The following is a 21,626-nucleotide window of genomic DNA, read 5'->3' as shown; positions in this document are numbered from 1 at the left end:
TCCGCTGAATTAACTCGTTCGTACCGTCATGCGCCGGCGCCATCCGTACAACGCCAGCGCAATCGCTACCAGTACAAAGCCTATCGTGGTCGAGACCGGATCGGGATACACCAACGCGAAACCTGCCACGATCAACATCGTGCGCTCGAATGCGTTGACCCGATCCAGCAGCCATCCTTGAAAGCCAATCGCCAATGCGAAAATACCGCTTGCTGCAGTGAACGTGACAGCGGCGACGCTCCACCAGTCAGCTCCCGCCAGGGCTTTGGTCGAACCCATCAACAACAACCCTTGGCCACTGGGGTCGAGCACGAAAATAAAGGGCACGAGAAAGGCCGGGATTGTGTATTTCCAACACTGCATGGTGGTCTTGTACGGGTCTCCGCCGGTGATCGCCGATGCAGCGAATGGCGACAGGGCAGTGGGCGGTGAAACTTCCGACAAGACGGCGTAGTAAAAAATGAACATGTGCGCGGCGAAATCTGGCACGCCGAGCTTGATCAACGCGGGCGCCGTGATGACGGCGCAGATGATGTATGACGCCGTCACAGGCACGGCCAGGCCGATGATCCAGACGACCAGCGCGGTATAGATCGCCGTCAGCAGCAACGACCCGGCCGCGTAGTCGATGACAATGCCGCTGAATTTCAGGCCGAGTCCAGTCAGCGTGACGACGCCGACGATGATGCCCGCGCCGGCACATGTCGCGCCTACGCTCAGCATTCCGAGCGAACCGGCTTTCAACGCCTGTATCAGCGGTGAATTGAACAGATGATCGGCTACCCGCCCCTTGCCGCGGAACAGATCGCGCGAGATCATCGCCGTTTCCGGACGCAAAAAACTGGTCAGGAAAGACACCACCGTGGCCCAGAATACAGACAGCACAGGCGAGAAACCCAGCAACATGAACGCGATGATGGAAACCAGCGACAGAAAGTGATACCAATACCGCCGCGTCAGATTCCAGACTGTGTCTACGCGCTTGATGTCGACGTTGTGCATCCCGTACTTGTGCACATCGATCTCGACCATGAAAAACAGCGCGAGATAAAAGAGCAACGTCGGGATGACCGCCATCAGCAGCACGTCCAGATACGAGATGTGCAGGAACTCGGCGATGATGAAAGCCGCAGCGCCCATCACGGGCGGCGAGATGATCGCTCCCAAACCACCCGCCGACAGCAGACCGCCTGCCGCATTACGCGCATAGCCGACTTTGGCCAACATCGGCCATGCCACGGTACCTAGTGTCACTGTCGTCGCTACGCCCGAGCCTGACGGCCCGCCCAGCAGGAAAGAGGCCAGCACGACGGTGCGTCCTGCCCCGGCAGGTTTGCCCCCCATGGCCGAAAATGAAAAGTCGATATAGAACTTGCCTGCGCCGGAGAACTGCAAGAAAGCGCCAAAAATCGTGAACAGAATGATCAACGACGAAGACACGTCGACGGCTACTCCGTAGATGCCCTCTAGCGTCATGTACATGAAGCCCACCAGCCGCCCCAGATCGTAGCCCCGGTGCGTCCAGGGATGCGGCAGATAGTTGCCCAGAAAGGCGTACAACAGAAAGCAGCTCGATATGACGGGTAGAATCCAGCCTATCGTGCGACGCATTGCTTCCAGGACCAACAGAATCAAGGCCGAACCGAATGCGATGTCCCAGGCATCGGGCATGGTATTGCGGTCGGTGAACTCATCTCCGCCCAGCAGCAGATAGACCACGATAGCGACCGCCAGCGCCGCCATCAACCAATCCCACCACATGATGCGATGCCGATAACGTTTGGCGATGGGGAACATCAGAAAGCACAGCGCGAGCACCATGCTCACGTGCAATGGGCGCAACGCCTGCGTGGGCACGATCGCGTAGGCAGCATATAGGTGGAAAAGCGACATCAATACTGCCAGCGCTGCCAGAGACACGCCCAGCTTGCCGCCGATATGATTGATCGCGCCTTCTTCTTCCTCGATGTATTGCTCGGCCTTGCGCAAGGCCTCGTCACTGACCTGTGCGGAATTCTGTTCTTGGGATTCGATCATGCCGGGGCCTCTCTTCCAGGATGCGGTTACGGCCGTGGTGTGCCGATGCCGGCCCGCCTGCGGCGAGACCGGCATGATGCGTAGCCTGCTTAATCAAGCGAGGCGCCGCGCTCCTGGAAATACTTGGCCGCCCCGGGGTGAAAGGGAATGGGGCTGGCGGCCGACTTTTGCTTGTCGAGCGCAAAATCCGCCGTGATCTTGTGTACGGCGATCAGATCATCACGGCTTTCAAAGATGGTCTTGACGATGTTGTAGGCCGTCTTGTCATCCATCTCCTCGTTAGCCACCAACAGGTTCATCACGTTGGCATTCTTGTTGTCGGTCTTCATGCCGCGATAGACGTCTTTACCGATGACCGATTGCACGTAGAGTTTGCCGTACTTCTCGTTCATGGCTGGCACCAGTTCGGCGTTGTCTATCATCAACAACGTGGTGCCCGGTGTGTTGGCCAAGTCTGTCACCGCTGCAGTGGGCAGGCCCCCAACCCAAAAGAACGCGTCGATCTTGTTGTCTTTCAGGGCGTTGACCGATTCGGCCACGCTCAGGCGTTCGCGTTGGACATCCTTGTCACGATCCAGTCCGGCAGCCTCCAACTGGCGAAACGCCATGACTTCGGTCGCGCTGCCGGGCGATCCCGTCGAGATGCGTTTGCCTTTCAGGTCGGCGAATTTTTCTATGTTTTTGCCCTGCAGCGTGACGACATGCATGCTGTTCGGATACATGATCATCAGCGTACGCAGTGCCTGTTTATTCCCCTTGAATTTGTCTTTCCCCTGATAGGCGTCCAGTGCGGCATCGGACATGGTCATACCGATATAACTGTCATCTGACCCCACCAGTTTGAGATTGTCCACCGATCCGCCGGTGACTTCGGCCGTGGCCTCCAGGCCTGGGACTTTTTTGGACAGAATGGATGCCATGCCCCCGCCGATCGGGTAATAAACCCCGCCCGTGCCGCCCGTTGCAATGGAGAGGTTCTCGGCCCCTGCCGTTTGCACGGCCAGCAGTGAGAAACCCAGGATACATGCAAACCTCTTTATTGAAAGCTTCATGCGGTCTCCTTGTGCGCTGGGTCAGACATCACCGCTAGAGGGGCGTCCGCCCGTTTGCGCTTTTTGCTTGTGTGGACTCGGGCGAGTCCTGCCCTTGTTTAACTCGCGGCCAAGCGAAGCGTCAATCGGGATTTTCTCGCCGCACGGTGGCACAACAACGCCTTGCCCTCGGCCTCACAAATCCTGGAAGGTCAAAAAATACTATAGTAGTTGCGCGAAAATAGGCGGCGCATACTGGAAAGTATTCCCATATATAAAAATAAACCCATCCATTCAAAAACCGGAGACATGATGGCTGATCGTTTGGCAGGAAAAATCGCGTTGGTGACAGCGGCGGGCCAGGGCATAGGCCGAGCAACGGCCGAATTGTTCATCGCGGAGGGCGCGCGCGTCATCGCCACCGATCTCAAACCGGACTTGCTGAGTGACCTCCGTGGTTGCGAGGCGCGGCAACTGGACGTGACGGATTCCCGGGCGATCAGCGCGCTGGCGGCCGAGTTGGGCGATATCGATGTGCTGTTCAATTGCGCGGGTTATGTCCATGACGGCAATATCCTGGGTTGCGATCGCCAGGCCTGGGATTTTTCCTTTGCGTTAAACGTCACCGCCATGTATGAGACGATCCGCGCGTTTTTGCCCGGCATGCTGCGTCGGGGCCGTGGTTCTATCATCAACATGGCCTCGGCTGCGTCCAGCGTCAAGGGCGTGCCGAATCGATTCGCATACGGCGCCAGCAAGGCCGCCGTGGTCGGCTTGACCAAATCCATCGCGGCGGATTTTGTCGGGCAGGGTATACGCTGCAACAGTATTTGTCCCGGCACGGTCGAGTCGCCGTCCTTGCAGGAGCGCATTGCCGGCCAGGCGGACAAATACGGAAAGTCCGTAGAACAGGTGCGGGCCGATTTCGTGTCCCGCCAACCTATCGGGCGGGTGGGAAAACCGCAAGAAATTGCCGCTCTGGCGTTGTATCTTGCCTCAGACGAGTCCAGCTTTACGACTGGCACCACGCAGATCATCGACGGCGGCTGGTCGAACTGAACCGAGTAGAAAGTCCTGCATCTTGATAAGGAGTTTGTGTTGAAACTGTTGCGATACGGCCCTGTGGGCCAGGAAAAACCCGGTCTGTTGGATGCCCAAGGCGTCGTGCGTGATCTGTCGGGCGTGTTGCCGGATATCACGGCCCAGACCTTGTCACCCCAGGCGCTGGATACACTGCGCAAGCTCGATCCGGGCAGTCTGCCGGCCGTGGCACAGCCCGGCCGCATGGGCACGCCCTATGCCGACCCCGGCAAGTTTGTCTGCATAGGTCTGAACTACAGCGATCACGCTGCCGAGACAGGCGCCGAGCCACCGGCCGAGCCCATACTGTTCAACAAATGGTCCCGCGCATCGGGCGCCAACGATCCCATCGTGCTGCCCAAAGGCTCCGTGAAAACGGACTGGGAAGTCGAGTTGGGCGTGGTGATCGGCACCAAGGCGCGATACGTCACCCTGGAGGAAGCGCTCAAGCATGTTGCCGGCTACTGCGTGATCAACGACGTGTCCGAACGCGAATATCAGATCGAGCGCGGCGGCACCTGGGACAAGGGCAAAGGCTGCGATACGTTTGGCCCGATCGGTCCGTGGCTCGTGACCCCGGACGAGATCGCTGATCCGCAAAATCTGGCCATGTGGCTCGAGGTCAATGGCAAGCGCTTCCAGGACGGCAGCACCAAGACCATGATCTTCAACGTGGCGTATCTCATCCACTATGTCAGCCAATTCATTACCTTGTACCCCGGCGACCTGATTTCCACGGGAACGCCGCCTGGTGTGGGCCTGGGCCAAAAGCCACCTGTGTATCTCAAGGACGGCGATGTGGTGCGGCTGGGTATCGAAGGGCTGGGCGAGCAAACGCAGCGCGTCCATGCTTGGAACGCCGAGTTGCTGGACTGATGGGTGTTCTCGCCGCAGGCATGTACCTGCGGCGAGCGTTGTATGGCGCGTTGCAACGCGGCAATGTGTTGCGGCGTGCCGTGACGTTTTCCAGAAGGGCTGTTCAATCCACCGATGCGCGCGCGCAGCTCAGCTGCCTGCCGCATGAATCATGAAATCCCGAAACGCGCTCGCCGGCCGCGCCATGGCCGCGCGCGGATGCCACAACAACCCGGCATCCATTGGCGGCACCGCATCGGGCAACGGAATCGCTTCGATCTTCTTGCCCTCTAGCGACCAGGGCCGATACACCATATCCGACAGAATCGTGACGCCAAACCCGTGCGCCACCAGGCCGCGCAGCGCCTCCATGGATCGCGTGCGAAAAGCAATATCGGGCTGTAATCCATGCGCCCGCCAATAACCTAGCGTAGAGCGTTCGCCCTCATCCATCTCGAGCAGAATATAGGGCAGCTTGGACACATCGGCGAGGGACGGCGTGGCTTGTTCTAGCAACGGATGACCGGCAGGCACCCACAACTGCCGGCGCGATTTGACCAATACGTGTTTGCTCAGCGTGTTGCGCGTATCCGAATTAGACAGCAGGGTCACACCGAGCTCCACATCGCCGCTCGTGATGGCAGCCTCGATCTCGGGGCGGTCCATATCCACCAGGTCCAGCACGATATCGGGATAGCGGCGGCGAAAGCGTGCCAGCAACTCGGGCAAAAAATAGCCCAGCACCGTATAGGACGCCGCAATCCGGACCGAACCGCGCAAGGTATAGCGCTGGAATCCGGGCTCGCGCAGCGCATCATCGAGAGCGTCCAGGATTTCGCGCGCGCGCTGATGGAAATGATGCCCCTCGGGTGTCAGCGTGACGCCATGCGGATGACGATCAAACAGGCGAATGCCCAATTGGGCCTCCAGCGCCAGGATGGCGTTGGTCACGGCCGACTGCGATACATGCTCGTCGGTCGCCGCCATCGACAAGCGGCTTGTGCGTGCAGCCGCGGTGAAATAACGCAATTGCCGTACGGTGACGTCTTTAGCCATGCGGTCTCCGGATATTAGTTTTATATATACCAGCTAACTGAATATATGAATATACGATAACCAGCGGGCTTTCTACACTCCTAGCAAGCCAATCAATAGGCATCAGGAGACACAGTGAACGCCCCATTGCCCACCCATGTCACGCTGGACGATAAATATACGCAAGAAAGCGGCCGCATCTATCTGAGCGGCACACAGGCCCTGGTACGGCTGCCCATGCTGCAACGGGCGCGCGATCAGGCGATGGGGCTGAACACCGCGGGTTATATCTCCGGCTACCGCGGCTCGCCGCTGGGCGGGCTGGATCTGGCGCTCTGGAAAGCCAAAGGCCATTTACAGTCGAATGACATCGTGTTCCAACCCGGGCTGAACGAAGACCTGGCCGCGACGGCCGTCTGGGGAACGCAGCAACTGAATCTATTCCCCAACGCGACGCGAGATGGGGTATTCGGCATGTGGTACGGCAAAGGGCCGGGCGTCGATCGTTCTATCGACGTGCTCAAACACGCCAATTCCGCGGGTACAGCAGCCCACGGGGGCGTGCTGCTGTTGGCAGGCGACGACCATGCCGCCAAATCGTCAACCGTGGCGCATCAGTCGGAACATGTCTTGATTGCCGCAGGCATCCCCGTGCTGTATCCGTCGAATGTGCAGGAATACCTGGACTATGGTCTGCACGGCTGGGCGATGAGCCGCTATACCGGCTTGTGGGTGGCGATGAAATGCGTCACGGACGTGGTCGAATCCAGCGCCTCGGTCGAACTCGATCCTGCGCGTGTACGCGTGGTATTGCCCGATACCGAACTGCCCGCGGGGGGATTGAATATCCGTTGGCCGGATACGCCCGTGGCGCAAGAGACCCGTTTGTTGAATCACAAATGGTACGCCGCGTTGGATTACGTGCGTGCCAATGGCCTCAATCGCGTCGTGCTGGACGCGCCGGATGCGCACTTCGGCATCATGACGGCGGGCAAAGCCTATCTCGACGTGCGTCAGGCGCTGATAGATCTGGGGCTGGACGACGAGGCCTGTCAGATCGCGGGCATTCGCTTGATGAAGGTCGGCTGCGTCTGGCCCCTCGATGCGCAGGGGGCGCGTGCTTTTGCGACAGGCCTGAAAGAAATCCTGGTGGTCGAAGAAAAACGCCAGATCCTCGAGTACGCACTAAAAGAGGAACTCTACAACTGGCGTGATGATGTGCGGCCCCGTATATTCGGCAAATTCGACGAGCGCGACAATGGCGGCGGCGAGTGGTCCATGCCGCGTGGCACGCCGCTATTGCCCACGGAATACGAGCTTTCGCCTGCGCTGATCGCCCGCGCAATTGCTGCACGCCTGGACAAGGCAGCTTTGCCTGACGAACTCAGGGCTCGCATCGCCGCGCGCCTGGCCATCATCGACGCGAAAGAGCGCGAGGCCGCCAAGCCCATCATGGTCGAGGAGCGCAAGCCCTGGTTCTGCTCCGGCTGCCCGCACAATACGTCGACGCGCGTGCCCGAAGGCTCGCGTGCTGTCGCCGGTATCGGCTGCCACTATATGGCGATATGGATGGATCGCAATACCGATACCTTCAGCCAGATGGGCGGCGAGGGCGTCGCGTGGCTGGGGCAAAAGGACTTCACCAGCGAGCGCCATATTTTTGCCAATCTGGGAGACGGCACGTATTTCCATTCGGGGCTGTTGGCTATTCGCGCCGCCGTGGCCGCCAACGCACCCATTACCTACAAGATCCTGTACAACGACGCCGTCGCGATGACAGGCGGCCAGCCCGTCGATGGCACACTGACCGTGCCTCAGATTGCCGCGCAGGTCCTGGCCGAGGGCGTCAACCGAGTCGTGGTCGTCAGCGACGAGCCCGATAAATATCATGGAGCGCTGCAGTTGCCCGCCAATGTGGCGGTCCACCATCGCCAGGAACTCGATGCCGTGCAGCGCGAGTTGCGCGATATCCTGGCCACGACGGTGTTGATCTACGATCAGACTTGTGCCACCGAAAAACGCCGCCGCCGCAAGCGTGGCGATTACCCCGATCCGCTGCGCCGCGCCTTTATCAACGAGGCCGTATGCGAGGGCTGTGGCGACTGTTCCGTGCAATCCAACTGCCTGTCGGTCGAACCCTTAGAGACGTCGATGGGCAGTAAGCGGCGCATCAACCAGTCGTCTTGCAACAAGGATTTTTCCTGTGTACAGGGATTCTGCCCGAGCTTTGTCACAGCAGAGGGCGCCACGGTGCGCAAGCCCCGTCCGGTAAACACGGCGACGGCGTTGGCCGAGGCCCCCGAGCCGGCCATCGTGCCGCTGAAAGCCGGCCACGCTCATCGTCTGGTCGTAGCAGGCGTCGGCGGCACGGGCGTGGTCACCATCGGCGCCTTGCTGGGCGTGGCCGCCCATATCGAAGGCAAGGGCGTCACCGTATTGGACATGGCCGGGCTCGCCCAAAAGGGCGGCGCCGTGCTCAGCCACGTGCAGTTGGCGTCGACACCCGAGGACTTGCAGGCTACGCGTGTTGCCTTGGGCGAAGCCGATTTGGTGATCGGTTGCGACGCCTTGGTCGCGGCCTCGCCCGAGGTCTTATCGCGTTTGCGCCCCGATGGCGGCCGAGCCGTGGTCAACAGCACGGCTGCACCGACGGCCTCGCTGCTTTCTCAGCCCGCGTGGACATTTCCTGGCGCCCAGGCAGAGGCCGCTTTGCGCCGCAGCACCTCGGGGCAATGCGATTTCATTGAGGCGGGCCCATTGGCAGAAGCTCTGTTGGGCGACGGCATCTATGCGAATCCTCTACTGTTGGGCTATGCCTGGCAAAAGGGCAGCATCCCGCTATCGCGCGACAGCCTGCATCAGGCCATCAAACTCAATGGCGTATCGGTAGAAAAGAACCTCGCCGCTTTTGAACTGGGCCGTCAGGCAGCGCACCATGGCGTGGCTGCATTACGTCCCGCCAAGCCGGTAGCCGTATTGCCTGAATCCCTGGATACCACGATTCGCCGTCTGGCAGATCATTTGCGTGCCTATCAGGATGAGGCCTATGCACAACGCTATGTGAACGCCGTAGCCGCCATCCGTGATCGCGAGTCCCGCTTGCCGGGCGAGGCGATATTGACGCGTGCAGTGGCAAAGAATCTGGCCAAACTGATGGCATACAAAGACGAATACGAAGTCGCGCGTTTGCACACCGATCCGACATTCAAGCAGCGTTTGCGAGAACAATTCGAGGGCGAGCCGGGCAAGGATTACCGTGTGATTTACCACTTGGCGCCGCCCGCATTGAGCGGTGGCAAGAAACGGGCCTTCGGACCCTGGGTCGAATGGGTATTCCGCGCGTTGGCGCCAATGAAGCGTTTACGTGGAACAAGCCTGGATTTTTTTGGCAAAACCGCTGAGCGTCGTATGGAACAAGCCCTGGTGCGCGATTATTTTGACCTGATCAATGAGTTCGGCCAGAGCCTCGACGCACTGAATCGAGATGCCGCAGTCCAGCTGGCCGAACTGCCCGACAGCATCCGCGGTTATGGCCACGTCAAGGCGCGCAACGTAGAGCGAGCCGCCGCGCGGCGTGAGGCATTGCTGCGGCAGTATCGCGAGGGTTCAAGCGTCGCAAAGGCGGCTTAAGCCATCGAGTACCCCGTCGTATGATGCGCTTGCGGTCTCGGCTGACGCCGAGGCCACCCGTTTTGTGTGAGTGCCTGTATGACCATGCCGTGCCGGATTCGCGAGCCTCGTTGCTACCCGTGTAGTACGATCATCTCCTCTGACGAGGACGATGCACGACCGGCGACGGCATGGAAAATTTATTACGCAAACTCGACCTGACGTCGTTGCGGCTTTTCGTAGCCGTTTGCCAAGAACACAGCATCGCGCGCGCGGCCGAGCGTGAGTTCATCGCGCCCTCGGCGGTCAGCCGCCGCATCGCGGAACTCGAATCGCTGATCGGCCTGCCGCTCATTCAACGCCATACGCGAGGCGTGACGATTACCGAGGCCGGGCGGACTGTCTTGCACCATGCGGGCAAACTCATCGGCGACGTCGAGGCCATGGGCGCGGATCTGTCCCGGCTGTACTCAGGCGCCAAGGGGCATGTGCATGTTGCCGCCAACCTGTCGGCCATCGTGCAGTTTCTACCCGAGGATGTCGCCGCTTTTCAACGGCTGTTTCCCGACATAGACATCGAGCTCGAGGAGTGCCACAGCCCCGATGTACTGCGTCGCGTACGTGAGCGCGACGTGGATTTCGGTATCTGCAATAAGACGGCTGATATCGAGGGCCTGCACGCATTGCCATATCGCCGTGACCGGTTGGCCGTCATGTTGCCCGCATCGCATCCCAAGGCCGCTGCCCGTCAACTGAGCTTGCAGGATATCGCGGGGGAAACCTTCGTCGGTCTGGGTCCCGACAGCGCGCTGACGCAGATGTTGGCCGCTCGAGCGCAGACCATGGGCACGACGTTGACCGTCAAGATCCGCGTCACCAGCCTGGATGCATTGTGCCGGATGGCGCATGCCGGATTGGGCATCGCCATCATGCCGCAGCAGGTGGCGGAGCTGTATCTCTCTGCGTTGGATGTGGTGGTAAAGCCCTTGTCCGATTCTTGGGCGCGGCGAGAAATGAGCATCGTCTGTATTGATCCAGAACAACTGTCAGCCAGCGCCTCGGTGTTGCTGCGATTCCTGGCGCAGGACGCGTAATCTCCGCTCACGATGTCAGCCATGCCGAGACGGCACTTCGGATTGTCTCAACGTCTCCTTATAGTCTCAGCCACAGGGCAATAGACCCCGTATGCACCGAATGAGGAGACTCGCTTGATGATCGCTCGAACGTTGGCGGCCTGTACGCTCGCCATTTCAACCGCATTGTTCCAGACACCCGTCGCGCAGGCGGCGAACTATCCCGATCACCCGATCCGGCTGATTGTGCCTACGTCGCCAGGCTCCACCGCAGACGTGGTCGCTCGTGTGGTTGCGGATCATCTGGGCAAGGCGCTGGCCCAGCCCCTGATTGTCGAAAACCTGTCAGGCGCGGCCGGTATCCCCGGCACCCGGCAATTGGTGTCCGCTAAATCCGATGGCTATACCCTGGCGATCGTGTCGTCGAATCACGCCATCAATCCCAGCTTGTACAAAGACATGCCGTACGACAGCGTGCGCGACATCACGCCTATCTCGATGATCGGCACCACACCGCTTGTCGTTGTCGTGTCGGATACCTCGCCGTATCGCGATATCGGGGCTTTGCTGTCGGCAGCACGGACTCACCCCAAAGAGATCAACTACGGCTCATCGGGAACGGGCAGCGTCCTGCACCTGGCCGGCGAGCTGCTCAAGTCGCAAGCGGACATCGACATGACCCACATTCCATATCGAGGCGGCAACGCCTTGATTACTGATGTGATGTCCGGCCAGATTCAAACGGCATTTCTGGCCGTGCCCTCGGTATTGGCACAGATTCAGGCGGGCAAGCTCCGCGCATTGGCCGTCAGTACGCCAGAGCGTCTGACGGTGCTGCCAGACATTCCTACATTGGCCGAATCGGGCGTAAAAAATTACTCCTATGACGCCTGGATCGCCTTGATTGGTCCTGCCGGCATGGCGCCGGAACAAGTGAGTCAGTTGCAATCCGCCACGGCGCGTGTGATGAAAGATCCCGACGTACTAAAAGCCTTGCAACCCCTGGGATTCGTGTCGCAAGGAAGCACAACGGAGCAGGCCCGTAAAGTCCTGGATGATGAGGTCACTAAATCCCAAGGCCTGGTATCCGCCGCAGGAATCTCTGTTGAATAGTGTGAAGCATGTCTGAAACTCTGGTACTAGATCGTCCTGCGCGTTTTCTGTTTTTGTCCCGCGACCCTGCGCAGATCGCTGCGCAGCTCGCCGGGAAGCCCTTGACCCTGAGCCAGGCAAGTCCTTTGCGCGACGATGTGTCCACCGATGAGATCACGCCGGTGACCATCCTGACGCACTTTGACGAAAGCCTGGGGCGATTTCCCTATACCGGGTTGCAGGTCGCAGGTCAGCGCCCCATTGCAGAGAATGCGATTCGTCAGGCAGGGATCAACGTCGTCGTCGGTGGTAACCGCTACGGCAAGGGCTCGTCCCGTGAGCACAGTCCGATGGCGGAAAAGTCGGCGGGGGTGCGTCTGGTCATTGCCGAGAGTTTCGAACGTATCTATCGGCAGAACGCCGACAACATAGGCCTGTATACCAGCACCGATATGGGCCTGGTGGAGCGCCTGCAACGCGGCGAGCGCATTACTGTCGATGACATCGTCGCGGATCGCGACGATTTGGCGGCTGCAGTCGTGCGCGAGGGCGGATTGCTGGCGTTCGGACAGCGACATCTGCGGATAGCGGCGCAGCAGGACTCGACAGACGCGGTGCCACAAACCCTGTTCGAAAAAATCATCCGCCGCCACCTGTTGCGTACGCCCGTGACGTCGACGGCATTGGCGATAGGCGAGGGCGTCTTCGTACGAGCGGATTGGCGATTCATCCACGAGTACTACACCGGCATGGCCGCCCATATGTTGCATGCGCGTTTCGGCCGTCCGTTGACGCTCGTCGATAGCGCCAGCATCGTGGTATTCGAAGACCACACCTCGTATGTGGACGAGAGCCCGAATCATGTGCGTATGGGTTTTGTGCCCAAGGTGCGCTTCATGTGCCAGGCACAACGTGACTTCATCCACGACTATGGTCTGCGACAGCATCGCACTTTGACGGATGCCGAAGCCGCCCTGGATCCGGGCACGAACGTTGCCGGCATTTCGCACGCGATGATGGCCGAGCACTATGCCTCGCCGGGACAGGTGGTGGTGGGGACTGATTCGCATACCCCGCACAGCGGTGCCCTGGGTTGCGTGGCATTCGGTGTGGGCACGACGGATATGGCCAACGCGTTCATGACCGGCACTATCCGATTGACAATGCCCGCGAGTCTGCAGATCGACTTGTGCGGCCGGTTGCCGCCCGGCGTCACCGCAAAGGATGTCGTGCTGCATCTGTTGGCGCTGCCTGAAATCCGGGCAGGGGCGGGAGTAGGAAAAGTATTCGAGTTCACCGGACCCGCTGTCCGGGCCATGTCGATCGACGAACGCGCGACGTTGACCAACATGACGGCAGAGCTGGGCGGTTTGACCGGCATCGTTGCGCCCGACGAGGTGACCTGTGCCTTTTTGCGTGAACGTCGAGGTGTGCAAACGGACGTCGAACCGTGGATGCACAGCGATGAGGGCGCCGACTATGCGGCGACATTCACCGTCGATTGTGCTGCGCTATCGCCCTACGTCGCTGCACCTGGTGATCCCGGCAATGGCATGCCGTTGGCCGAACTCAATGAACGTCCACGCGTCGAGATCGCGTATGGCGGCTCATGCACGGCCGGAAAGCGCGAGGATTTCGATCACTATCACGACGTGCTGGCATGGGCGTTGGAAAACAACCTGCGTATCGCCGACGGCGTGACGCTTTTTCTGCAGTACGGCACAACCGCCGTACGCGATTACTGCCAGGCAAAAGGCTATGACCAGACTTTTGCCCGCATGGGGGCGCGCATCCTGCAGCCATCATGCGGCGCGTGTGCAAACTGCGGTCCTGGCTCATCCACCGACGCGAACCAAATCACCGTCAGCGCAATCAACCGCAATTTTCCCGGCCGCTCGGGGCCGGGCAGTGTGTGGCTGGCCAGCCCGCCGACAGTGATCGCCAGTGCGTTGGCTGGGGAATTGATGTCCTTTGAGGAAATCAAGGCACGCTACAAGGCGGCTTGAGCGGCAGCCACTGCGGCCGATGACTGAATTCGTCAGAGGAAGTGCTTTACGCTAGACGCCATCACCGCAGCTGGCTATCGACACGAGCATGGTGAGGCCCCCATTCGATGCAGCCTCGGACACGTTGAGGCTGCCTATTCGCTCGTTCCCTGCTCAATCTCTTCGAGCTCCGTCTGGATCTCCAGCCATTGCTCTTCGAGATTGTCCATCCGTTTGCCCAACTCGCCATGCTCGGCCATCACCTGTTGGCGCTCGGTACGGCGCGCGTCGGAATACAGGTCTGCATCTGCAATCAGCGCATCCAGCACCTGCAACCGTGCCCGCAGTTTGTCCATCTCGCTTTCCACTTTCGTCAGCTTGCCCTGCAAGGGTTTGCGTAACGCGGCCAACTTCTGGCGTTGCTCGGCTTCCAGGCGGCGTTGGGTCTTGCGGTCTACGGTCGCATTGTCTGCGCCGCTTGATGCAGCTTCCCCGCGTGCTTCTGCCCGCGCTTCCGCGCGAGATTCAGCTTGGCGCGCGTTCAACCAATCCCGGTAATCCTCTAGATCGCCGTCGAACTCGCGCACCTGTCCATCGGCAACAATCCAGAAACTATCTACGGTCGTGCGCAACAAATGGCGATCGTGCGAGACCAATAGCATGCTGCCCGAAAACTCGGCCAACGCTGCGGCCAGCGCTTCGCGTGTTTCCACATCCAAGTGGTTGCTGGGTTCGTCCAGCAGCAGCAGATTGGGCTTTTGCCATACGATCAACGAGAGCGCCAGACGCGCTTTTTCGCCGCCCGACATGGGGCCGACCTTGCCATTGACGGTGTCGCCGGAAAAACCGAAACCGCCCAGGTAATTGCGCAGTTCCTGCTCGCGCGCGTCTGGCGCGAGACGTGCCAGATGCTCCAGCGGCGTGCCATCCAGGTCCAGCATATCCAATTGATGCTGGTGAAAATAGCCGATCGCCAGACCTTTGGAGGCGCGGCGTTCTCCGGCTTGTACCGGGATTTCCTCGGCCAAGGTCTTGATCAGCGTACTCTTGCCGGCGCCGTTAGCACCCAGTACGCCGACACGGGCGCCTGCACGCACCATCAGCGTGACGTCTTTCAAAATGGAAACGTGCTGTCCATCCGCGCCGGTATAGCCCGCTGCCACCTTTTCCAACACCAATAGCGGATCCGGGGTGTGTTCAGGCGAGGGAATACGTATATCGATGCCGGCCTCGGCGTGCAGCGGCGCCAGCGTTTCCATACGCGCCAGCGCCTTGACCCGGCTTTGCGCTTGTTTAGCCTTGGATGCTTTGGCCTTGAAGCGATCAATAAAACTCTGCAGCCGCGCGGCCTCGCGAGACTGACGTTCATGCGCAATGCTGACCAGGCGTAACCGCTCGGCGCGTTGCGTCAGGAAATCTTGATAGCCGCCGCGATAGCGCACCAGCTTGCCGTGGTCAAAATGCAAAATGATCCGCGCCACCGCATCCAGGAACTCGGTATCGTGCGAAATCAACAGCACCGTGCCCGGATACGCCGCCAGCCATTTTTCCAGCCACAACATGGCGTCCAGATCCAAGTGGTTGGTCGGCTCGTCCAGCAGCAGCAATTCGGACGGCGCCATCAGTGCCCGGGCCAGGGCCAAACGCATACGCCAGCCGCCCGAGAAACTCGCGACGGGCTTCATCCATTCATCCGGTGCGAACCCCAGACCTGCCAGCAGTTGCTCCGCGCGCGAGTTCGCACTCCACACGCCGGCTTCGGCCAGCGCTGCCTCGAGTTCGGCGATGCGTGTGCCGTGATCATCATGCACCGCTGCGCGTTCGGCTTGCAGCGCCCGCAGATGCGTGTCGCCGTCAATCACGAATTCGCGGGCAGGGCGTTCGTCGGCGGCGATTTCCTGCTGCACGCTGGCGATGCGCCATCCTGCAGGGACATCCAGCGTGCCGGCATCCTGGTCCAGGGAGCCCGTCAGCAAGGCAAACAGTGAGGATTTGCCTGCGCCGTTCTTGCCGACAAAACCTACCCGTTCGCCAGGGTTCACTACAAATTCCGCGCCATCGAGCAGTACCTTGGTACCGCGGCGCAGCGTCAATCCTGATGCTCGTATCACAACTGTTCGCGGGTCAGTAGCAAGATCTGGTCCGACGCTTCTTCGGTGTCCAGCCAAATGGGTTCAAGTTCGGGGAACGCGGCCTCGAAATGATCGCGCTCATGACCGATTTCCAATACCAGCACGCCCTCGGGCGACAGGTATTGCGGGGCGGCTCGCAAAATGCGCCGCACCAGATCCATGCCATCCGTGCCGCCTGCCAGCGCGAGCGACGGCTCATGCCGATACTCGTCCGGCAGTTCGTCCATTGATTGGCTATTCACATAAGGCGGATTGCACACGATGACGTCATAGGCCGCTGCCGGCAACGCATCAAATAGATTGCTGTGATGCAATGCCAGACGATCCTGCAAGCCGTACTCATCTACATTCCGGCGAGCCACCTCCAACGCATCGGTCGACACATCGACGGCATCCACCTCTGCGTTCGGAAAGGCCAGGGCAGTCAGAATCGCCAGACACCCGGAACCCGTACACATATCCAGCGCGCGCGTGACCTCGAACGGATCGCGCACCCAGGGAGACAGACCTTGATCCAGCAATTCCGCTATTGGCGATCGCGGCACGATGACGCGTTGATCGACATAAAAACGATGACCGCGCAACCAGGCTTCGTGCGTCAGGTATGCGGCGGGCAATCGTTCGGTCACGCGGCGATCAATCAAGTCCAGTACGCGGGTACGCTCATTGGCCGTGACGCGCGCATCCAGAAATGGATCCAGCGTGTCGGGCGGCAGATGCAGTCCGTGCAACACCAGATAGACGGCTTCGTCCCAGGCATTGTCGGAACCATGGCCCAGCGCAATCCGAGCCGCGTTAAAGCGCGACACGCCATAGCGAATCAAGTCACGCAGGGTCTGCAATTCTTGGCGATCAGATGACGACATAGCGCCTCAGTGAGCCAGCAGCAGGTTTTCCAACGTGCGCCGGTAAATATTCTTCAGGGGATCCAGGCTATCGAGTGCGATGCACTCGTTGACCTTGTGGATCGTGGCATTGCAGGGACCAAACTCGATGACCTGAGGACAGATCTTGGCGATGAAGCGTCCATCCGAGGTTCCGCCCGTGGTGGACAGCTCAGTCTTGCGGCCTGTCTCGGATTCGATGGCCGCAGACAGGGCATCGGTCAACGAGCCACGCGGGGTCAGGAACGGCTCACCGCCCAATTCCCATTGCAGGTCGTATTCCAATCCGTGGCGATCCAGTACCTCATGCACACGCGCCTTCAAGGAATCCGGCGTGCTGGCCGTGGAAAAACGGAAATTAAATAGGGCGACTGCTTCGCCAGGCACCACATTCGTCGCGCCCGTACCCGCATTCAGATTCGACACTTGGAATGTCGTGGGCGGGAAATACTCATTGCCCCGGTCCCATTCGATATTCACGATCTCGGCCAGCGCGGGCGCGAGTTGGTGCACCGGATTGCGGGCCAGATGCGGGTAGGCCACGTGTCCTTGAATGCCCTTTACGGTCAACTTGCCCGACAGTGATCCACGGCGTCCGTTCTTGCAGACATCGCCGATCTCTGACGTCGACGTCGGTTCGCCCACAATGCAGTAATCGAGCTGCTCGCCTCGCGCTTTCAAGGCATTGCAGACGATTACCGTACCATCGATGGCGGGGCCTTCTTCGTCAGAGGTGATCAGGAAAGCAATCGAGCCAGAATGCTGCGGGTGGGCCGCCACGAACTCCTCGACCGCCACCACAAAGGCAGCGATCGAGCTTTTCATGTCGGCCGCACCGCGGCCGTACAGAAACCCGTCACGCTCGGTCGGCACAAAGGGATCGCTATTCCATTTTTCACGCGGGCCGGGCGGCACGACATCCGTGTGCCCGGCAAAGACGGTGAGCGGTCCTTCGGTGCCACGACGGGCCCAGAGATTCGTCACACCGCCTTGCGCGATGGTTTCGCAATGAAAGCCGATGCGCGATAGACGCTCGGCCAACAGGCTTTGGCAATCCTCGTCGACAGGCGTGACCGAGGGGCGGGCGATCAGGTCTTTGACCAGATCCAGTACGGCGGATTGACTCATTAAGCTCTCAGCAAATCGTTGATGCTGGTCTTGGCGCGCGTTTGCGCATCGACACGCTTGACGATGACGGCGCAAGCCAGGCTGTGCGAGCCGTCTTCCGAGGGCAACGAGCCCGGCACGACCACCGAGCCCGAGGGCACGCGGCCATAGGTGACTTTGCCCGTGGCGCGATCGTAGATCTTGGTGCTTTGCGACAGGAACACGCCCATGGCCAGCACCGAGTTTTCTTCGACCACGACACCTTCGACGACTTCGGAACGAGCGCCGATAAAGCAGTTGTCTTCGATGATGGTGGGATTGGCTTGCAGAGGTTCCAGCACGCCGCCGATGCCGACGCCGCCCGACAAGTGCACGTTCTTGCCGATCTGCGCGCACGAACCGACCGTGGCCCACGTATCGACCATCGTGCCTTCGTCAACATAGGCGCCGATGTTCACGTACGACGGCATCAGCACCACGTTCTTGCCGATAAAGGCGCCACGGCGGGCCACTGCCGGCGGCACCACGCGATAGCCGCCGGCCTGGAAGGCCGCATTGCCGAAGTCCGCGAATTTCGTCGGCACTTTGTCGTAGAACGTCAACGGAGCTTGGCCCATGACGGCGTTGTCGTGCAGACGGAACGACAGCAGCACGGCCTTTTTGATCCACTGATGCACAATCCATTCACCGGTCGATTTGTCGGCCACGCGCAGGCGGCCCTGATCCAGGGCGGCGATGGTGTGCTCGACCGCATCACGCACTTCGGCGCTTGCGTCGGAGGGTGACAGGTTGGCCCGGGCTTCCCAGGCTTGTTCGATAGTGGTTTGCAGGTCGAGAGTCATGACGCTTTATTTACGTAGAAAAGGTTGATCAAACAGAGGTTTTGACAAAATGCGCGATGCGTTCGGCCGCCTCGACGCATTGCGCCAAAGGAGCCACCAGCGCGATGCGGATTCGGCCCGCACCCGGATTGATTCCGTGCGCCTCGCGGCCGAGGAAACTGCCGGGCAGTACGGTAACACCAGTACGGCCGTAGAGGTCGCGCGCAAAGCTGGTGTCCGACGCTGGCGTGGGCACCCATAGATAAAAAGACGCCTGCGGCATGCGCACGTCCAGCACGCGCTGCAGAATGGGCACGACGGCTTCGAATTTCGCCCGATATTGCCTGCGATTATCGGCAACGTGGGTCTCGTCGGTCCAGGCTGCGACGCTGGCCGCGGCGATCACCGGGCTCATCGCGCTGCCATGATACGTGCGATACAGCAAAAACTGCCCGATCAGTTTGGCATCGCCCGCGACAAAGCCCGAGCGCATGCCCGGCACGTTCGAACGTTTGGACAGGCTGGAAAACGCCACCAGATTGGCATAGTCATCGCGCCCCAGGCGGCGCGCCGCCTGCAGGCCGCCCAGCGGCGGGTTGCCTTCGTCGAAATAGATCTCGGAATAGCACTCATCCGAGGCAATCACGAAACCATGACGATCAGACAGCTCGAACAGCACCCGCCATTCGTCCAGCGACATGACGTTGCCGGCCGGGTTGCCGGGGGAACACACAAAAACCAATTGCGTCCGTTTCCACACATCCTCCGGCACGCTGCCCCAGTCGCAGCCGAAATCGCGCGCCGGGTCGGCATTGACGTAATACGGCGTCGCGCCAGCCAGCAGCGCCGCGCCTTCATAGATTTGATAAAACGGATTCGGGCAGACCACCAGCGCGTCTGCGTTCGGGTCCACGACGGTTTGCGTAAAGGCAAACAAGGCTTCCCGCGATCCCAGCACCGGCAAGACCTCCCGGTCGGCGTCCGGCGCAGGAATGCTGTAGCGCTGTGCCAGCCATTGCGCGATCGCCTGGCGCAACGCGGCATCGCCCTTGGTCGCCGGATAGACCGACAGACCCTGCAGCGCGCCGCATAGGGCTTCGCCCACGCGCGCGGGGGCTGCGTGCTTGGGCTCGCCGATAGACAGATTGATCGGCGTCAGTCCCTCTGGCGGGGTGCCGGCCTCGGCCAGCAAAGCCCGCAATTTTTCAAAGGGATAGGGGTGCAGGGAATGTAATCGGGGATTCATAAGCAAGATTTTAACAAGCAAGCTACAATAGCGGGCTTGGTACCGCGAAGGTGGCGAAATTGGTAGACGCACCAGGTTTAGGTCCTGACGCCGTAACAGGTGTGGGGGTTCGAGTCCCCCCCTTCGCACCACGAATTATGTACGACTCGGTTGGCCTTGTGCTGACTTTCTGACGATCCCCCCTGGCATTCCGATGTCTTTGGGGGATTTTCTTTTGGTGCGCTTGATGATCGGCCGCGCGCCGTTTTTTCATCGCGACCGCCTACTAGCACCTGCCAGCTGCCAAAAAGAGAAACCCGCCAGGGCTGTGTTTTTTCCACAGCCCTGGCGGGTCTTTTGCAGCCCAGACGTGCAGTGCCGGCTCAATGCTCCTTGACCGGCGCCGCCAGCAATTTGTCGACATAGGCAATCCCGACTGCCGACAGAATAAACGTCACATGAATGATCGTCTGCCACATGACCCCGGTCTCGGTGAAACGTGAGTTGGGCGAGCCAATATTGCCTGCCTCGATAAAGGTGCGCAGCAGATGAATTGACGAAATCCCGATGATGGCCATGGCCAGCTTGACCTTCAGCACGCTGGCATTGACGTGGCTCAACCACTCCGGGCTGTCTGGGTGGCCTTCCAGGCGCAGCCTGGACACAAAGGTCTCATAGCCGCCGACGATGACCATGACCAGAAGGTTGGAGATCATCACCACGTCGATGAGACCCAGCACAATCAGCATGATCTCCATTTCGCCAAAGCTTGTGGCGTGTGAGACCAGATGCCAGAGCTCCTTGAGAAAGAGCATCACATAGACGCCCTGGGCAATAATCAAACCCAGATAGAGCGGGAGTTGCAGCCAGCGCGAGCTGAAAATCAATGCCGCCAGAGGAGCCAGGCGGCGGGACGTACGATCAGACGAATTCATGGTGTTTCAGGAATCTGTAAGAAAACAGGCAGGGAGCGATTCTACCAAGCGCGGGCGTCGATAGTGTGATCGTCGTGTGCGAAATGCTACTTGGGGACCAGGCGCCATCGGGTGGGCGCCCAGGTCGATTAAGCTCTCGCATATCTAACGATGCTGATGACGAGGAGTGCCGATGGACATTGAACAACAAATCGCCCAATGGGAATCCGAAGAACAAGCCGTGCGCGCGCGTCTGATGTCCGCGGACAGCCGACCGTCCGCGAGCATCGCCGGCAAGACCGGGATGGAACTGTTGCAGGCGATTTTTGCCGGGGAATTGCCCCCTGCGCCCATCGGTGCGACGCTGGATTTCGTGCCGGTCCATATCGAGCCGGGTGTTGCTGTATTCCAGGGGCGGCCCCAGCGCAAACATTACAACCCGCTGGGCAGCGTGCACGGCGGCTGGTTTGCCACATTGCTGGATTCGGCGGTCGGCTGTGCCGTGCATTCGACCTTGCCCGCCGGCAAGGGTTACACGACCTTGGAGCTCAAGGTCAACATGGTGCGGGCCTTGAGCGACCGAGTGCCTCTGGTGCGAGCGGAAGGCAAAGTCATCCACGCCGGGCGTCAGGTGGCGACAGCCGAGGGCCGGCTAGTCGGCCCCGATGGCAAGCTGTACGCCCATGCCACGACTACGTGTTTGATTTTTGATCAGCCCGGGGCGGCCTAGCGTCCTGATGCCGCGT

Annotated in this window: 16 protein-coding genes and 1 tRNA gene; 8 read left to right on the top strand and 9 right to left on the bottom strand. The window is 60.2% G+C overall.

Annotation, left to right across the window (positions count from 1 at the left end):
- Positions 1–9: 9 nt before the first annotated feature.
- On the bottom strand, positions 10–2,037 hold the full coding sequence (locus ACYVIT_RS17020) for a TRAP transporter permease (protein ID WP_415805950.1): 2,028 nt from the start codon (positions 2,035–2,037) through the stop codon (positions 10–12).
- Between the two features lie 89 nt (positions 2,038–2,126).
- The gene (locus tag ACYVIT_RS17015) at positions 2,127–3,089 is read right to left on the bottom strand and encodes a TAXI family TRAP transporter solute-binding subunit (protein ID WP_415805948.1); all 963 of its coding nucleotides are present in this window, start codon (positions 3,087–3,089) and stop codon (positions 2,127–2,129) included.
- A gap of 291 nt (positions 3,090–3,380) precedes the next feature.
- Between ACYVIT_RS17015 and ACYVIT_RS17010 the strand changes: the two genes are divergently transcribed.
- Positions 3,381–4,127 carry an SDR family oxidoreductase gene (locus tag ACYVIT_RS17010; RefSeq protein ID WP_415805947.1) on the top strand — a complete coding sequence of 249 codons (747 nt, stop codon included), beginning with the start codon at positions 3,381–3,383 and terminating at the stop codon, positions 4,125–4,127.
- Between the two features lie 39 nt (positions 4,128–4,166).
- On the top strand, positions 4,167–5,024 hold the full coding sequence (locus ACYVIT_RS17005) for a fumarylacetoacetate hydrolase family protein (RefSeq protein WP_415805946.1): 858 nt from the start codon (positions 4,167–4,169) through the stop codon (positions 5,022–5,024).
- A gap of 129 nt (positions 5,025–5,153) precedes the next feature.
- Here ACYVIT_RS17005 and ACYVIT_RS17000 read toward each other — a convergent pair whose 3' ends face one another.
- Positions 5,154–6,059 carry a LysR substrate-binding domain-containing protein gene (locus tag ACYVIT_RS17000; RefSeq protein WP_415805945.1) on the bottom strand — a complete coding sequence of 302 codons (906 nt, stop codon included), beginning with the start codon at positions 6,057–6,059 and terminating at the stop codon, positions 5,154–5,156.
- A 114-nt stretch (positions 6,060–6,173) separates the two neighbouring features.
- Here ACYVIT_RS17000 and ACYVIT_RS16995 point away from each other — a divergent pair, with 114 nt between their 5' ends.
- From ACYVIT_RS16995 to ACYVIT_RS16980, 4 genes are all read left to right on the top strand, one after another.
- A complete protein-coding gene (locus tag ACYVIT_RS16995) occupies positions 6,174–9,668 on the top strand; it encodes an indolepyruvate ferredoxin oxidoreductase family protein (protein ID WP_415805944.1) in 3,495 nt (1,164 codons plus the stop codon).
- 170 nt (positions 9,669–9,838) lie between these two features.
- Entirely contained in the window at positions 9,839–10,741 is a 903-nt protein-coding gene (locus tag ACYVIT_RS16990; RefSeq protein ID WP_415805943.1) for a LysR family transcriptional regulator, read from the top strand.
- A 117-nt stretch (positions 10,742–10,858) separates the two neighbouring features.
- The gene (locus tag ACYVIT_RS16985) at positions 10,859–11,833 is read left to right on the top strand and encodes a Bug family tripartite tricarboxylate transporter substrate binding protein (protein WP_415805942.1); all 975 of its coding nucleotides are present in this window, start codon (positions 10,859–10,861) and stop codon (positions 11,831–11,833) included.
- An 8-nt stretch (positions 11,834–11,841) separates the two neighbouring features.
- On the top strand, positions 11,842–13,818 hold the full coding sequence (locus ACYVIT_RS16980) for an aconitase family protein (RefSeq protein WP_415805941.1): 1,977 nt from the start codon (positions 11,842–11,844) through the stop codon (positions 13,816–13,818).
- Between the two features lie 134 nt (positions 13,819–13,952).
- On the opposite strand, the gene ACYVIT_RS16975 is transcribed toward ACYVIT_RS16980, so the two are convergent.
- The 5 genes from ACYVIT_RS16975 to dapC are packed head-to-tail and all read right to left on the bottom strand — an operon-like array spanning position 13,953 to position 19,987.
- The gene (locus tag ACYVIT_RS16975; protein ID WP_415805940.1) at positions 13,953–15,908 is read right to left on the bottom strand and encodes an ABC-F family ATP-binding cassette domain-containing protein; all 1,956 of its coding nucleotides are present in this window, start codon (positions 15,906–15,908) and stop codon (positions 13,953–13,955) included.
- Complete coding sequence (gene prmB, locus ACYVIT_RS16970; protein ID WP_415805939.1) at positions 15,905–16,795, bottom strand: 50S ribosomal protein L3 N(5)-glutamine methyltransferase; 891 nt, start codon at positions 16,793–16,795, stop codon at positions 15,905–15,907. Before prmB ends, ACYVIT_RS16975 begins: the two co-directional genes overlap by 4 nt.
- 6 nt (positions 16,796–16,801) lie before the next feature.
- Positions 16,802–17,941, bottom strand: a complete 1,140-nt coding sequence (dapE, locus tag ACYVIT_RS16965) for a succinyl-diaminopimelate desuccinylase (protein WP_415805938.1) — start codon at positions 17,939–17,941, stop codon at positions 16,802–16,804.
- Positions 17,941–18,762, bottom strand: a complete 822-nt coding sequence (gene dapD / locus ACYVIT_RS16960) for a 2,3,4,5-tetrahydropyridine-2,6-dicarboxylate N-succinyltransferase (protein ID WP_415805937.1) — start codon at positions 18,760–18,762, stop codon at positions 17,941–17,943. Before dapD ends, dapE begins: the two co-directional genes overlap by 1 nt.
- 28 nt (positions 18,763–18,790) lie before the next feature.
- Positions 18,791–19,987 (bottom strand): succinyldiaminopimelate transaminase, encoded by a 1,197-nt coding sequence (dapC, locus tag ACYVIT_RS16955; RefSeq protein ID WP_415805936.1) that lies wholly within the window; start codon positions 19,985–19,987, stop codon positions 18,791–18,793.
- Between the two features lie 44 nt (positions 19,988–20,031).
- Here dapC and ACYVIT_RS16950 point away from each other — a divergent pair.
- Positions 20,032–20,118: transfer RNA gene (locus tag ACYVIT_RS16950), tRNA-Leu, on the top strand.
- 231 nt (positions 20,119–20,349) lie between these two features.
- Here ACYVIT_RS16950 and ACYVIT_RS16945 read toward each other — a convergent pair.
- Positions 20,350–20,901 carry a TIGR00645 family protein gene (locus ACYVIT_RS16945; RefSeq protein WP_415805935.1) on the bottom strand — a complete coding sequence of 184 codons (552 nt, stop codon included), beginning with the start codon at positions 20,899–20,901 and terminating at the stop codon, positions 20,350–20,352.
- Between the two features lie 172 nt (positions 20,902–21,073).
- On the opposite strand from ACYVIT_RS16945, the gene ACYVIT_RS16940 reads away from it, so the two are divergent.
- Complete coding sequence (locus ACYVIT_RS16940; RefSeq protein ID WP_415805934.1) at positions 21,074–21,610, top strand: PaaI family thioesterase; 537 nt, start codon at positions 21,074–21,076, stop codon at positions 21,608–21,610.
- The last annotated feature ends 16 nt before the right edge of the window (positions 21,611–21,626 follow it).

The sequence above is a fragment of the Bordetella muralis genome (genome assembly GCF_054781015.1).
Note: the sequence above shows the minus strand (reverse complement) of the source record. Positions and strands in the feature narration are given on the sequence as shown.